Here is a 14,819-nt window from a genome sequence, read left to right as displayed (position 1 = left end):
ATTCGTGTGGGTGCTTGTGCAGTCAGACTGATAGTCAACAAGATTATCAGCATCACAAGTTACTCCGCGAGAAATCAAAGATGTAACCAACGATTGCTGAGCCAAGTTTAGGGTTTCTTAAAAACCCAAAGATGTTTGAACTGAAGAGTTTGATCATGGCTCAGATTGAACGCTGGCGGCAGGCCTAACACATGCAAGTCGAGCGGATGAAAGGAGCTTGCTCCTGGATTCAGCGGCGGACGGGTGAGTAATGCCTAGGAATCTGCCTGGTAGTGGGGGACAACGTTTCGAAAGGAACGCTAATACCGCATACGTCCTACGGGAGAAAGCAGGGGACCTTCGGGCCTTGCGCTATCAGATGAGCCTAGGTCGGATTAGCTAGTTGGTGAGGTAATGGCTCACCAAGGCGACGATCCGTAACTGGTCTGAGAGGATGATCAGTCACACTGGAACTGAGACACGGTCCAGACTCCTACGGGAGGCAGCAGTGGGGAATATTGGACAATGGGCGAAAGCCTGATCCAGCCATGCCGCGTGTGTGAAGAAGGTCTTCGGATTGTAAAGCACTTTAAGTTGGGAGGAAGGGTTGTAGATTAATACTCTGCAATTTTGACGTTACCGACAGAATAAGCACCGGCTAACTCTGTGCCAGCAGCCGCGGTAATACAGAGGGTGCAAGCGTTAATCGGAATTACTGGGCGTAAAGCGCGCGTAGGTGGTTTGTTAAGTTGGATGTGAAATCCCCGGGCTCAACCTGGGAACTGCATCCAAAACTGGCAAGCTAGAGTATGGTAGAGGGTGGTGGAATTTCCTGTGTAGCGGTGAAATGCGTAGATATAGGAAGGAACACCAGTGGCGAAGGCGACCACCTGGACTGATACTGACACTGAGGTGCGAAAGCGTGGGGAGCAAACAGGATTAGATACCCTGGTAGTCCACGCCGTAAACGATGTCAACTAGCCGTTGGGAGCCTTGAGCTCTTAGTGGCGCAGCTAACGCATTAAGTTGACCGCCTGGGGAGTACGGCCGCAAGGTTAAAACTCAAATGAATTGACGGGGGCCCGCACAAGCGGTGGAGCATGTGGTTTAATTCGAAGCAACGCGAAGAACCTTACCAGGCCTTGACATCCAATGAACTTTCCAGAGATGGATTGGTGCCTTCGGGAACATTGAGACAGGTGCTGCATGGCTGTCGTCAGCTCGTGTCGTGAGATGTTGGGTTAAGTCCCGTAACGAGCGCAACCCTTGTCCTTAGTTACCAGCACGTTAAGGTGGGCACTCTAAGGAGACTGCCGGTGACAAACCGGAGGAAGGTGGGGATGACGTCAAGTCATCATGGCCCTTACGGCCTGGGCTACACACGTGCTACAATGGTCGGTACAAAGGGTTGCCAAGCCGCGAGGTGGAGCTAATCCCATAAAACCGATCGTAGTCCGGATCGCAGTCTGCAACTCGACTGCGTGAAGTCGGAATCGCTAGTAATCGCGAATCAGAATGTCGCGGTGAATACGTTCCCGGGCCTTGTACACACCGCCCGTCACACCATGGGAGTGGGTTGCACCAGAAGTAGCTAGTCTAACCTTCGGGAGGACGGTTACCACGGTGTGATTCATGACTGGGGTGAAGTCGTAACAAGGTAGCCGTAGGGGAACCTGCGGCTGGATCACCTCCTTAATCGACGACATCAGCTGCTGCATGAGCTCCCACACGAATTGCTTGATTCATTGAAGAAGACGATAGAAGCAGCTTTAAGCTCCAAGCTGATAGCTCTGAGCTAACAGTTACAAGCTCGAAATTGGGTCTGTAGCTCAGTTGGTTAGAGCGCACCCCTGATAAGGGTGAGGTCGGCAGTTCGAATCTGCCCAGACCCACCAATTTTGTTATGGGGCCATAGCTCAGCTGGGAGAGCGCCTGCCTTGCACGCAGGAGGTCAGCGGTTCGATCCCGCTTGGCTCCACCATAAACTGCTTCGAAGTTTGAGAGTTTAGAAATGAATATTCGCGTTGAATATTGATTTCTAGTCTTTTGATTAGATCGTTCTTTAAAAATTTGGGTATGTGATAGAAAGATAGACTGAACGTTACTTTCACTGGTAACGGATCAGGCTAAGGTAAAATTTGTGAGTTCTCTTAGTTGAGAAATTCGAATTTTCGGCGAATGTCGTCTTCACAGTATAACCAGATTGCTTGGGGTTATATGGTCAAGTGAAGAAGCGCATACGGTGGATGCCTTGGCAGTCAGAGGCGATGAAAGACGTGGTAGCCTGCGAAAAGCTTCGGGGAGTCGGCAAACAGACTTTGATCCGGAGATGTCTGAATGGGGGAACCCAGCCATCATAAGATGGTTATCTTGTACTGAATACATAGGTGCAAGAGGCGAACCAGGGGAACTGAAACATCTAAGTACCCTGAGGAAAAGAAATCAACCGAGATTCCCTTAGTAGTGGCGAGCGAACGGGGACTAGCCCTTAAGTGGCTTTGAGATTAGCGGAACGCTCTGGAAAGTGCGGCCATAGTGGGTGATAGCCCTGTACGCGAAAATCTCTTAGTCATGAAATCGAGTAGGACGGAGCACGAGAAACTTTGTCTGAATATGGGGGGACCATCCTCCAAGGCTAAATACTACTGACTGACCGATAGTGAACTAGTACCGTGAGGGAAAGGCGAAAAGAACCCCGGAGAGGGGAGTGAAATAGATCCTGAAACCGTATGCGTACAAGCAGTGGGAGCAGACTTTGTTCTGTGACTGCGTACCTTTTGTATAATGGGTCAGCGACTTATTTTCAGTGGCGAGCTTAACCGAATAGGGGAGGCGTAGCGAAAGCGAGTCTTAATAGGGCGTCTAGTCGCTGGGAATAGACCCGAAACCGGGCGATCTATCCATGGGCAGGTTGAAGGTTAGGTAACACTGACTGGAGGACCGAACCGACTACCGTTGAAAAGTTAGCGGATGACCTGTGGATCGGAGTGAAAGGCTAATCAAGCTCGGAGATAGCTGGTTCTCCTCGAAAGCTATTTAGGTAGCGCCTCATGTATCACTGTAGGGGGTAGAGCACTGTTTCGGCTAGGGGGTCATCCCGACTTACCAAACCGATGCAAACTCCGAATACCTACAAGTGCCGAGCATGGGAGACACACGGCGGGTGCTAACGTCCGTCGTGAAAAGGGAAACAACCCAGACCGTCAGCTAAGGTCCCAAAGTTATGGTTAAGTGGGAAACGATGTGGGAAGGCTTAGACAGCTAGGAGGTTGGCTTAGAAGCAGCCACCCTTTAAAGAAAGCGTAATAGCTCACTAGTCGAGTCGGCCTGCGCGGAAGATGTAACGGGGCTCAAACCATACACCGAAGCTACGGGTATCATCTTCGGATGATGCGGTAGAGGAGCGTTCTGTAAGCCTGTGAAGGTGAGTTGAGAAGCTTGCTGGAGGTATCAGAAGTGCGAATGCTGACATGAGTAACGACAATGGGTGTGAAAAACACCCACGCCGAAAGACCAAGGTTTCCTGCGCAACGTTAATCGACGCAGGGTTAGTCGGTCCCTAAGGCGAGGCTGAAAAGCGTAGTCGATGGAAAACAGGTTAATATTCCTGTACTTCTGGTTATTGCGATGGAGGGACGGAGAAGGCTAGGCCAGCTTGGCGTTGGTTGTCCAAGTTTAAGGTGGTAGGCTGAGATCTTAGGTAAATCCGGGATCTTAAGGCCGAGAGCTGATGACGAGTTACCCTTTGGGTGACGAAGTGGTTGATGCCATGCTTCCAAGAAAAGCTTCTAAGCTTCAGGTAACCAGGAACCGTACCCCAAACCGACACAGGTGGTTGGGTAGAGAATACCAAGGCGCTTGAGAGAACTCGGGTGAAGGAACTAGGCAAAATGGCACCGTAACTTCGGGAGAAGGTGCGCCGGTGAGGGTGAAGGACTTGCTCCGTAAGCTCATGCCGGTCGAAGATACCAGGCCGCTGCGACTGTTTATTAAAAACACAGCACTCTGCAAACACGAAAGTGGACGTATAGGGTGTGACGCCTGCCCGGTGCCGGAAGGTTAATTGATGGGGTTAGCTAACGCGAAGCTCTTGATCGAAGCCCCGGTAAACGGCGGCCGTAACTATAACGGTCCTAAGGTAGCGAAATTCCTTGTCGGGTAAGTTCCGACCTGCACGAATGGCGTAACGATGGCGGCGCTGTCTCCACCCGAGACTCAGTGAAATTGAAATCGCTGTGAAGATGCAGTGTATCCGCGGCTAGACGGAAAGACCCCGTGAACCTTTACTATAGCTTTGCACTGGACTTTGAATTTGCTTGTGTAGGATAGGTGGGAGGCTTTGAAGCGTGGACGCCAGTTCGCGTGGAGCCATCCTTGAAATACCACCCTGGCAACTTTGAGGTTCTAACTCAGGTCCGTTATCCGGATCGAGGACAGTGTATGGTGGGTAGTTTGACTGGGGCGGTCTCCTCCTAAAGAGTAACGGAGGAGTACGAAGGTGCGCTCAGACCGGTCGGAAATCGGTCGTAGAGTATAAAGGCAAAAGCGCGCTTGACTGCGAGACAGACACGTCGAGCAGGTACGAAAGTAGGTCTTAGTGATCCGGTGGTTCTGTATGGAAGGGCCATCGCTCAACGGATAAAAGGTACTCCGGGGATAACAGGCTGATACCGCCCAAGAGTTCATATCGACGGCGGTGTTTGGCACCTCGATGTCGGCTCATCACATCCTGGGGCTGAAGCCGGTCCCAAGGGTATGGCTGTTCGCCATTTAAAGTGGTACGCGAGCTGGGTTTAGAACGTCGTGAGACAGTTCGGTCCCTATCTGCCGTGGACGTTTGAGATTTGAGAGGGGCTGCTCCTAGTACGAGAGGACCGGAGTGGACGAACCTCTGGTGTTCCGGTTGTCACGCCAGTGGCATTGCCGGGTAGCTATGTTCGGGAAAGATAACCGCTGAAAGCATCTAAGCGGGAAACTTGCCTCAAGATGAGATCTCACTGGAACCTTGAGTTCCCTGAAGGGCCGTCGAAGACTACGACGTTGATAGGTTGGGTGTGTAAGCGCTGTGAGGCGTTGAGCTAACCAATACTAATTGCCCGTGAGGCTTGACCATATAACACCCAAGCAATTTGCTGACCTGAGAAGGCGCCAGATTGCGGTGTGTGAAGACGAAACGAACCGAAAGTTCGAAGCGCACAAACACCTAGCTGTCACATACCCAATTTGCTGAAACGAGGCCATCTGGTCACGATTCAGTACCCGAATTTCTTGACGACCATAGAGCGTTGGAACCACCTGATCCCATCCCGAACTCAGCAGTGAAACGATGCATCGCCGATGGTAGTGTGGGGTTTCCCCATGTGAGAGTAGGTCATCGTCAAGATTAAATTCCGAAACCCCAATTGCGAAAGCAGTTGGGGTTTTGTTTTGCCTGCGAGAAAGTTCTTACAGCCTTTGCAGACCTCGTCCGGCTGTCACATCCGGCCGACAATGCTAAGGTTCTGCCTCGGCTTAAGCGATCTTTCAAGGAATCCATATGTCGGACGCCCAGTCCCTCAACGCTGCATTCATGGTGGTTCAGAGCAACAGTCTCGACGAGCTGCGCAGCCTTGTGGTCAGCATCATGCGGCGTTACCCATTGGCACCCTTGGAGAACGAAATCGCTTTGGTGCAAAGCAACGGCATCGCCCAGTGGCTCAAACTGGCATTGGCCGAGGATCCCGAAGACGACGACCTTGGCGGTTGCGGAATCGCTGCGGCGATCGACGTTCAACTGCCCGGCAGTTTCATGTGGCAGCTGTATCGCATGGTGCTGGGAAGAGATGAAATTCCAGCGAAATCCCTGCTCGATAAAGCTCCGTTGACCTGGCGCCTGATGCGCCTCTTGCCACAGGTAATCGATCGCCCACATTTCGAGCCGCTGCAACGCTTCCTCACCCACGACAGCGATCTGCGCAAGCGCTACCAATTGTCAGAGCGTCTGGCCGACCTGTTTGACCAATATCAGGTGTACAGGGCTGATTGGCTGGAGGATTGGGCGGAAGGCCGCCACCCATTGCGCAATGTGCGAGGTGAAATCAAGCCTCTGCCACCGACCAGTTGCTGGCAGGCGGAGTTGTGGCGGGCGCTGCTGGATGACGTCGGCGAACAAGGCATGGCGCAGAGTCGTGCAGGCGTCCATCAACGCTTCATGGAGCGCATCAACATACTCGACAAGGCACCGGCTGCGCTGCCACCGCGTGTGATCGTTTTTGGTATTTCTTCATTGCCCGCGCAGGTACTTGAAGCGCTCGCAGGTCTGGCGCGTTTCAGCCAGGTACTGCTTTGCGTACACAATCCTTGCCGTCATCACTGGGCGGACATCGTCGCCGACAAGGATCTGCTGCGGCATCAATACAAGCGGCAGCAGCGCAAAAATGGAATGCCTGTCGTGCTTGATGCCGAGACGCTGCATCAGCACGCGCACCCGTTATTGGCAGCGTGGGGCAAGCAAGGTCGCGACTATATCAACCTGCTCGACAGCTACGACGATCCCAACAGCTACCGCGCAGCCTTTCGTGACGGCCGCATCGACCTGTTCAGCGAAGCCCAGCCGCACAACATGCTTAACCAGCTTCAGGACGACATCCTCGAATTGCGTCCACTCAACGAGACACGCGAACTCTGGCCTGATGTCGACCTGGCGCAAGATCATTCAATACGTTTTCACATCGCCCACAGTGCTCAGCGTGAAGTCGAGATTCTGCACGATCAACTCTTGGCGCGTTTCAGCGCCGACCCGGACTTGCGCCCGCGGGACGTAATCGTCATGGTCCCGGATATCGACAGCTATGCGCCGCATATCCGCGCGGTTTTCGGTCAGCTCGATCGATTTGACCCGCGCTTCATTCCGTTCACTTTGGCGGATCAGGGCCAGCGTGGCCGCGATCCGTTACTAATCGCAGTCGAGCACCTGCTCAAACTCCCGGACAGCCGTTTCCCGGTCAGCGAGATTCTCGACCTGCTCGATGTGCCGGCCCTGCGTGCTCGCTTTGGCGTAGAGGAGCGCGACCTGCCAACTTTGCATCGCTGGATCGAAGGCGCCGGCGTGCGTTGGGGCATGAGTGCCGAGCAACGGGCCGGTCTCGGTCTGCCGGAGGAGCTGGAGCAGAACAGCTGGCATTTCGGTCTACGCAGAATGCTGCTGGGTTACGCCGTCGGCAGCGCCGAGGCGTGTGCAGGTATCGAACCTTATGATGAAATTGGTGGGCTTGATGCCGCTCTGATCGGGCCACTGGTTGCTCTGCTGGATGCCTTGGAAATCGCTCACCAGCAACTCACACAACCGGCTCAGCCGAAAGAGTGGGGGCTGCGCTTGCAGGCACTGATGCAGGTGTTTTTCCAGGCCAGCAATGAGCACGACGATTACCTGCTGACTCAACTGGAAGAGCTTCGCGAAACATGGCTGGAGACCTGTGAGACGGTAGGTCTGATTGATGAATTGCCGCTGACTGTCGTACGCGAAGCCTGGCTCGCCGGGCTGGATCAAGGGCGTTTATCGCAACGATTCCTCGCCGGTGCGGTGAATTTCTGCACCTTGATGCCGATGCGTGCCATTCCTTTCAAACTGGTTTGTCTGCTGGGCATGAACGACGGCGACTATCCGCGTGCCCAACCGCCTCTGGATTTCGACCTGATGGGCAGCGATTACCGACCTGGCGACCGCTCACGGCGTGAAGATGACCGCTACCTGCTACTCGAAGCGCTGTTGTCCGCACGCTCTCAGCTCTATATCAGTTGGGTCGGTCGCAGCATCCGTGACAATAGCGATCGACCTGCCTCGGTGCTCATCGGCCAGTTGCGCGATCACCTCGCCAGCGGCTGGCGTTCAATCGATCCAAGCCAGGATCTGTTGGACGCGCTGACCGAAGAACACCCCCTGCAACCTTTCAGTGCCCGCTATTTCCACGAAGGCGAGCAACTGTTTAGCTACGCCAGCGAGTGGCAGGTGTTGCATCAAGAGAAAACGCAGCAAAGTGAAGCACCCTTACTCGCGCCATATGTTCAAGAGGAACCGCTGACGCTGGCATTGCTCCAGGACTTTCTGCGTAACCCGGTTCGGCATTTTTTCACCCAGCGTCTCAAGGTCTACTTCGAAGCCGCTCAAGCGCCGTTGGCCGATGAAGAACCTTTCGTGCTGGACGCATTGCAGCGCTACACGCTAAGTGACAGCTTGCTGGAAGCCGCACTGAGCCAGCCGGACAATATCAATCAGGCGCTGCAAGCCCGGGCGCTGCGCCTGCAAAACAGTGGCCTGCTGCCTATGGCCGGTTTTGGCGAATGCCTACAGCGTGAACTGATCGAACCGCTGCCGGATCTTCTGCAGCGTTATCAACAGTTGCTGACGTTATGGCCGACGCCGTTGACCAGTGCGATCCCGGTCAGTCTCGACTTGCAAGGTATGCGGCTGGAGGGCTGGCTCGCAAGCCTGCATCAACGCGCCGATGGCGGACTGCTGTCAGTCACCACCATTCCCAACAGCATCGGCTCGATCAAAACGCGCAAGTGGCACCGGCTGACCAAACCGTGGGTCACCCATCTGGTCGCCTGCGCCAGCGAGCACGCGTTGACGACGGCATTGGTCGCCAGTGACGACACACTGTTGCTGGAGCCAATGGAGCGAGACCGCGCGCTGCGTTTGCTCGGTGACCTGCTTCTCGCCTGGCAATCCGGAATGCGCCAACCCTTGCCGATTGCGATAAAAACCGCATTCGCCTGGTTGTCGCAAACTGACCCGGTCAAAGCCGAAGCCGCTGCGCGAAAAGCCTATGAAGGTGACGGCCAGACCAGCGAGGGCGAACGGCGTGAAAGCCCGGCACTGCTCCGGCAATATCCCGATTTCGATGCACTGTTGGCAGACGAAACCTTCACTGGCTGGTGCGATACCTTGTATCGCCCGTTATTCGAAGCGTCATGGCGTTCCTTGTCCAGCGAAGGTGCGCGCGCATGAGTACCAAGACACCGTTGGCTCTGGCTTTTCCGTTGCGCGGCAGCCAGCTGATCGAAGCGAGCGCGGGCACCGGCAAGACTTTCACGATTTCGGCTCTTTATCTGCGGCTGATTCTCGGCCATGGCGGCGAGACCAGGGGTTTTGCGCGCGAATTGCTGCCGCCGCAAATCCTCGTTGTGACGTTCACCGATGCTGCCACCAAAGAGCTGCGTGAACGGATTCGAACCCGCTTGGCCGAGGCGGCGCGTTTCTTCCGCGACGAGATTCCCGCTCCTGACGGACTGATCGCCGAGCTGCGCGATCAGTTCGATCCGCAGCAATGGTCCGGATGCGCCAACCGTCTCGATATCGCCGCGCAGTGGATGGACGAAGCCGCGGTTTCGACCATTCACAGCTGGTGTCAGCGCATGCTGCGCGAGCATGCGTTCGATAGCGGCAGCCTGTTCACGCAATCGCTGGAAACCGATCACAGCGATTTGCTCGGCGAGGTGCTGCGCGATTACTGGCGGCTGTTCTGCTACCCGATGCAGGGCGATGCGCTGAACTGGGTGCGCAGCAATTGGGGTGGCCCCGCAGCGTTGTTGCCTCGGGTCCGGGGCTTGTTCGCCAGCGAGCGTGACACCGATGAAGGCAAGGTGCCTGCGGAGCTGATCACCGAATGTTTGCTGGAGCGGCGGGCGGCATTGGTCGAACTGAAGATGCCTTGGCGTGACTGGGCAGACGAGCTGCTTGCTCTCTGCCATGAGGGCGTGGCCAGCAAAACCGTCGATGGCCGCAAGATGCAGGCGCGTTATTTCGAACCCTGGTTCGAGAAACTCAAGACCTGGGCCGAAGACGAGGCGCTTGAGCAACTGGACATTGGCACCGGCTTCACCCGTCTGACACCCGATGGCATGGCCGAAGCCTGGAAAGGCCAGGCCCCGAGTCATCCCGGGCTGGACGCCATGTCCGGACTCAAGTCGAGTCTTGATGCCTTGCCGACCCCCGATGCCGCTGTTCTGCAACACGCTGCCAAGTGGGTCGGTGCACGCTTCGAAGAAGAGAAGCGTCGCCGCGCGGAAATGGGATTCGACGACATGCTGCTGCGTCTGGATGCAGCGCTGCAATCGGAGGGCGGCGAGCGTCTGGCGACGTTGATCCGCGAGCAGTTTCCGGTGGCACTGATCGACGAATTCCAGGATACCGATCCGGTGCAATACCGCATCTTCGAGAGCATTTACCGCATCGAAGACAATCACCCTGACACCGGCCTGTTCCTGATCGGCGACCCCAAGCAGGCGATCTACGCCTTTCGCGGTGCAGACATCTACACCTACCTGCGCGCACGTCAGGCCACTACCGGCCGCTTGCATACGCTCGGCACCAACTTCCGCTCCAGCCACGGCATGGTCACAGCGGTCAATCATGTATTCGAACGCGCCGAGTCCCGAGAACAGGGACGCGGCGCGTTTTTGTTTCGCGAGAAAACCGGCGAAAACCCGGTACCGTTTCTGCCTGTTGAATCTCAGGGACGCAAGGAAACGCTGCGGATTGCCGGGCAAGACGTCGCGGCACTGAATGTCTGGCTATTGCCTAGCGATCAGCCGCTGTCCGGCGCAGTGTATCGCCAGCAAATGGCCGCCGCCTGCGCCAGTCAAATCACCACACTGCTCAATGGTGGGCAAACCGGCAGCGCTGGTTTTGTTCAGGGAGATGACTTCAAAGGTTTGCGTCCTTCGGACACCGCGATCCTCGTCCGCGACGGTAAGGAAGCCCAAGCCGTACGCGCCGAACTCGCCGCCAGAGGTGTGCGCAGTGTTTATCTGTCGGACAAGGATTCGGTGTTCGCCGCGCAAGAGGCGCACGACCTGCTGGCGTGGCTGAAGGCTTGTGCCGAGCCTGATGTCGAGCGTTCGCTGAAGGCTGCCCTGGCCTGCACTACTCTGAATCTGCCGCTGATCGAGCTGGAGCGCCTGAACCAGGACGAAATGGTCTGGGAAGCCCGGGTCATGCAGTTCCGCGGCTATCGCGAACTCTGGCGCAAACAGGGCGTGCTGCCGATGTTGCGGCGCCTGCTTCACGATTTCCATTTGCCGCAGACCCTGATGCAGCGCAGTGACGGCGAGCGCGTGCTGACCAACCTTTTGCACCTCTCGGAACTGATGCAGCAAGCCGCTGCTGAACTGGACGGTGAACAAGCGTTGATCCGCCATCTGGCCGAGTTGCTGGCACTGTCCGGTCAGGCCGGTGAAGAGCAGATCCTGCGTCTGGAAAGCGACGAACAACTGGTCAAGGTTGTGACCATCCACAAATCCAAGGGCCTGGAATATCCGCTGGTGTTCCTGCCATTCATTTGCTCGGCGAAACCGGTGGATGGCAGCCGTTTGCCGCTGCATTACCACGACGCTGCGGGCAAGGCGCAGATCAGCCTCAAGCCGACCGCCGAGTTGATCGCGCTGGCTGACGATGAGCGTCTGGCCGAAGATCTGCGTCTTCTGTATGTCGCGTTGACCCGTGCGCAACATGCCTGTTGGTTGGGCGTCACTGATCTCAAACGCGGCAATAACAACAGCTCTGTGCTGCACCTTTCTGCGCTGGGTTACCTGCTGGGTGGCGGCGCCGCTTTGGGCGAGTCCAGCGAATTGAATCGCTGGCTGCAGGATCTGCAGCAAGACTGCGCGGCGATTGGCATCGGCGAAATGCCTCAGCCCACTGATGAGCATTACCAGCCGCCGCGCAATGAAGCAGTGCTACGAGCGACGCTACGGCCTAAACGCAAAGCCAGTGAAAACTGGTGGATCGCATCGTACAGCGCCCTGCGCATCAGCGACATAATGAGCATCGGCAGCGATGAAGCACCGGACAGTCCGCAGGCGCAAAAGCTCTTCGACGACGAGCGCCTCGACCCCGACGCGCCCCGCGAAATCATCAGCGGTGGCGCCGATATCCACCGTTTTCCTCGCGGACCGAATCCCGGCACGTTTTTGCACGGCTTGCTGGAATGGGCAGGTGCTGAAGGTTTTGCGGTGACCCGCGAAGCGCTGGAGGATGCGCTTGCTCGGCGCTGCAACCTGCGCGGCTGGCAAGGCTGGATCACCACCCTGACTGACTGGCTGCAGCATTTGCTCAAGTCGCCGTTGCCGATCGCTGGCGGGCAACCGCCGGTGGTTCTTGAGCAGCTGAAGCAATACCGCGTCGAGATGGAGTTCTGGTTCGCCAGCCACAAGGTCGATGTGCTCAAGCTCGACGAACAGGTGCGTCAGCATACCCACAACGGCGTCGCCCGAGTTGCGGCAGAACCGGTGCAACTCAACGGCATGTTCAAGGGCTTTATCGACCTGACCTTCGAGCACGACGGCCGCTATTACGTCGCCGATTACAAATCCAATTGGCTCGGCGTCGATGATCAGGCTTACACCGTGCAGGCCATGGAACAGTCGATTCTCGACAACCGTTACGACCTGCAATACGTACTTTATCTGTTGGCACTGCATCGCCAGTTGAAGGCGCGGCTGACGGATTACGATTACGACCGCCACATCGGCGGGGCGCTGTATCTGTTTCTGCGCGGTACGCGTGCCGAAAGTCGTGGCGTGTACTTCGTGCGTCCGCCACGGGAACTGATCGAACGCCTCGACCGGATGTTTCAGGGCAAGCCCGAACCCAAGTCCGAACCCGCCTGGGAACAGGGAGTCCTGCTATGAGCCGCACATTCGCCGATCTGCTGCCGACACCACTGGAAGCGGACAGCCTGTCGAAACTCTCGCCGCTGACCCGCGCCGATGATTTGCTGTTGTTGCTGAGCCGTTGGGTCGAGCGCGGCTGGCTGCGGGCGCTGGACCGCGCCTTTGTCGCGTTCTTGCATGAGCTCGATCCCGAGACCGATCCGCTGGTGCTGCTGGCGGCTGCGCTGACCAGCCACCAGCTCGGCCATGGTCACGTGTGTCTGGATCTGTTCGAAACCCTCAAGGCGCCGGATTTTGCGCTGTCCTTGCCCCCTGAAGGCGACGTGCAGGGCGGGGTGTTGCTGCTGCCCTCGCAACTGCTCGAAACGCTCGACGGAGCCCATTGGTGCAAAGTGCTGGCAAGCAGTCCATTGGTGGCCCTGGCTGCTGACCCGAGTGAAACAGCGCAGACACGTCCATTGGTGCTGTCCTCGAAACGCCTGTACCTGCGACGTTACTGGACCTACGAACGCCGCATCGATGCAGCGTTGCGCCAACGCTTGATGCAATCGGAGCCGACGCCAGATGATCTGCCGCAGCGCCTCAATGAATTGTTCGGCGGCGCGAAATCTGCAGCTGTCATCGACTGGCAGAAACTCGCTTGCGCCATCGCCACGCGCAGCGCCTTCAGCATCATCACCGGCGGCCCGGGTACCGGTAAAACCACCACGGTGGTGCGCTTGCTCGCGTTGCTGCAGGCACCGGCTGTCGAGGCTGGTCATCCGCTGCGCATTCGTCTGGCGGCACCGACCGGCAAGGCCGCCGCGCGCTTGACCGAGTCGATCAGTCAGCAAGTGCAATCATTGCAAGTCGCCGAAGCGGTGCGCGCGGCGATCCCCTGCGATGTGACCACCGTGCACCGTTTGCTCGGCAGTCGACCGGGTACCCGGCATTTCCGTCACCATGCCGGTAATCGATTACCGCTGGATGTTCTGGTGGTCGACGAAGCCTCGATGATCGACCTGGAAATGATGGCTAACTTGCTCGACGCCATGCCGGCCCATGCGCGGCTGGTACTGTTGGGCGACAAGGATCAGTTGGCCTCGGTCGAGGCCGGTGCGGTGTTGGGCGATCTGTGTCGTGATGCCGAGGGCGGTTGGTACAGCCCGCAGACCCGACAATGGCTGGAGTCAGTCAGTGGCGAGTCGTTGCAGGGCAGCGGCCTGCATGAAGACCGCGACGGTACCCATCCGCTGGCGCAGCAAGTGGTGATGCTGCGGCACTCGCGCCGCTTCGGCGAGGGCAGTGGCATCGGTCAGCTCGCGCGTCGGGTCAATCAGCAATTGGCCGACGAGGCGCGACAACTGCTCTCCGCAGGCGGTTACGCCGACGTGTATTCGCTGCCGCTCAAAGGCGAACATGATCAGAAGCTCGAACGCCTCTTGCTCGAAGGTCACGGCAACGGCCCGCAAGGCTATCGCCATTACCTGAGCATACTGCGCGATCAGCGCCCACCGTCTACGCGGCCACTTGAGCATGCGGCCTGGACCGATTGGGCGCGGGAAGTCTTGCAGGCGTTCGATACGTTCCAGTTGCTGTGCGCGGTGCGCAAAGGGCCGTGGGGCGTTGAAGGTCTGAACCAGCGCATCACCGCTGCGTTGCTCAAGGCGCGTCTGATCGAGAGCGATCAGCAGTGGTATGAAGGTCGGCCCGTGCTGATGACTCGTAACGACTATGGTCTGGGCCTGATGAACGGCGACATCGGCATCGCCCTGAAACTGCCCGAGCGTGAAGGCGCAGAGATCGGCAAAACCGTTCTGCGCGTGGCCTTCCCGCGTAACGATGGTCAGGGCGGCGTGCGCTTCGTGTTGCCGAGTCGACTCAATGATGTCGAAACCGTGTACGCCATGACGGTGCACAAGTCCCAGGGCTCGGAGTTCGCCCATACGGCGCTGATCCTGCCGGATGCGTTGAACCCCGTGCTGACCAAAGAACTGATCTACACCGGCATCACTCGCGCCCGGCACTGGTTCACCTTGATCGAGCCGCGTGCCGGCGTGTTTGAGGAAGCGGTGCAGCGCAAGGTCAAGCGTCTGAGCGGGCTGTTGCTGGAACTGGAGGAGGGCACCGAGCCTCAGGGATGAAGCGCTGAATGACCGGCAACGATTACTGACCAACCGGTCAGAGGCCGGCGCCTCGCTGGCGTT

General features: G+C 57.2%; 3 protein-coding genes, 2 tRNA genes and 3 rRNA genes. All 8 read left to right on the top strand.

The genetic code is table 11. The annotated features are described in order from the left end of the window. Positions 1 to 137: 137 nt before the first annotated feature. The 8 genes from ACMYUN_RS11120 (at position 138) to recD (ending at position 14,756) form a co-directional block, all read left to right on the top strand. Positions 138 to 1,674: ribosomal RNA gene (locus ACMYUN_RS11120) — 16S ribosomal RNA — on the top strand. 123 nt (positions 1,675 to 1,797) lie between these two features. Further along, positions 1,798 to 1,874, top strand: a tRNA-Ile gene (locus tag ACMYUN_RS11115). 10 nt (positions 1,875 to 1,884) lie between these two features. Continuing rightward, positions 1,885 to 1,960 (top strand) — tRNA-Ala (locus tag ACMYUN_RS11110). 238 nt (positions 1,961 to 2,198) lie between these two features. Beyond that, positions 2,199 to 5,092, top strand: a 23S ribosomal RNA gene (locus ACMYUN_RS11105). Positions 5,093 to 5,246: 154 nt separating this feature from the next. Beyond that, positions 5,247 to 5,362 (top strand): 5S ribosomal RNA (gene rrf / locus ACMYUN_RS11100). The 16S, 23S and 5S rRNA genes sit together here with 2 tRNA genes alongside, the layout of an rRNA operon. Positions 5,363 to 5,515: 153 nt before the next feature. Beyond that, complete coding sequence (gene recC / locus ACMYUN_RS11095) at positions 5,516 to 8,968, top strand: exodeoxyribonuclease V subunit gamma (protein WP_415763709.1); 3,453 nt, start codon at positions 5,516 to 5,518, stop codon at positions 8,966 to 8,968. Continuing rightward, entirely contained in the window at positions 8,965 to 12,651 is a 3,687-nt protein-coding gene (recB, locus tag ACMYUN_RS11090; RefSeq protein ID WP_415763708.1) for an exodeoxyribonuclease V subunit beta, read from the top strand. The genes recC and recB overlap by 4 nt, the downstream gene beginning before the upstream one ends. Beyond that, on the top strand, positions 12,648 to 14,756 hold the full coding sequence (gene recD, locus ACMYUN_RS11085; RefSeq protein ID WP_415763707.1) for an exodeoxyribonuclease V subunit alpha: 2,109 nt from the start codon (positions 12,648 to 12,650) through the stop codon (positions 14,754 to 14,756). Before recB ends, recD begins: the two co-directional genes overlap by 4 nt. Positions 14,757 to 14,819 lie beyond the last annotated feature (63 nt).

The sequence above is a fragment of the Pseudomonas sp. CP4 genome, from assembly GCF_047758505.1.
Taxonomy (GTDB): Bacteria; Pseudomonadota; Gammaproteobacteria; order Pseudomonadales; family Pseudomonadaceae; genus Aquipseudomonas; species Aquipseudomonas fluorescens_AO.
This window is presented reverse-complemented; position numbering and strand designations above follow the sequence as displayed.

Coding starts and splice junctions, on each gene's coding strand:
- recC (WP_415763709.1), top strand. CDS start 5,516: ATGTCGGACGCCCAGTCCCTCAACGCTGCATTCATGGTGGTTCAGAGC.
- recB (WP_415763708.1), top strand. CDS start 8,965: ATGAGTACCAAGACACCGTTGGCTCTGGCTTTTCCGTTGCGCGGCAGC.
- recD (WP_415763707.1), top strand. CDS start 12,648: ATGAGCCGCACATTCGCCGATCTGCTGCCGACACCACTGGAAGCGGAC.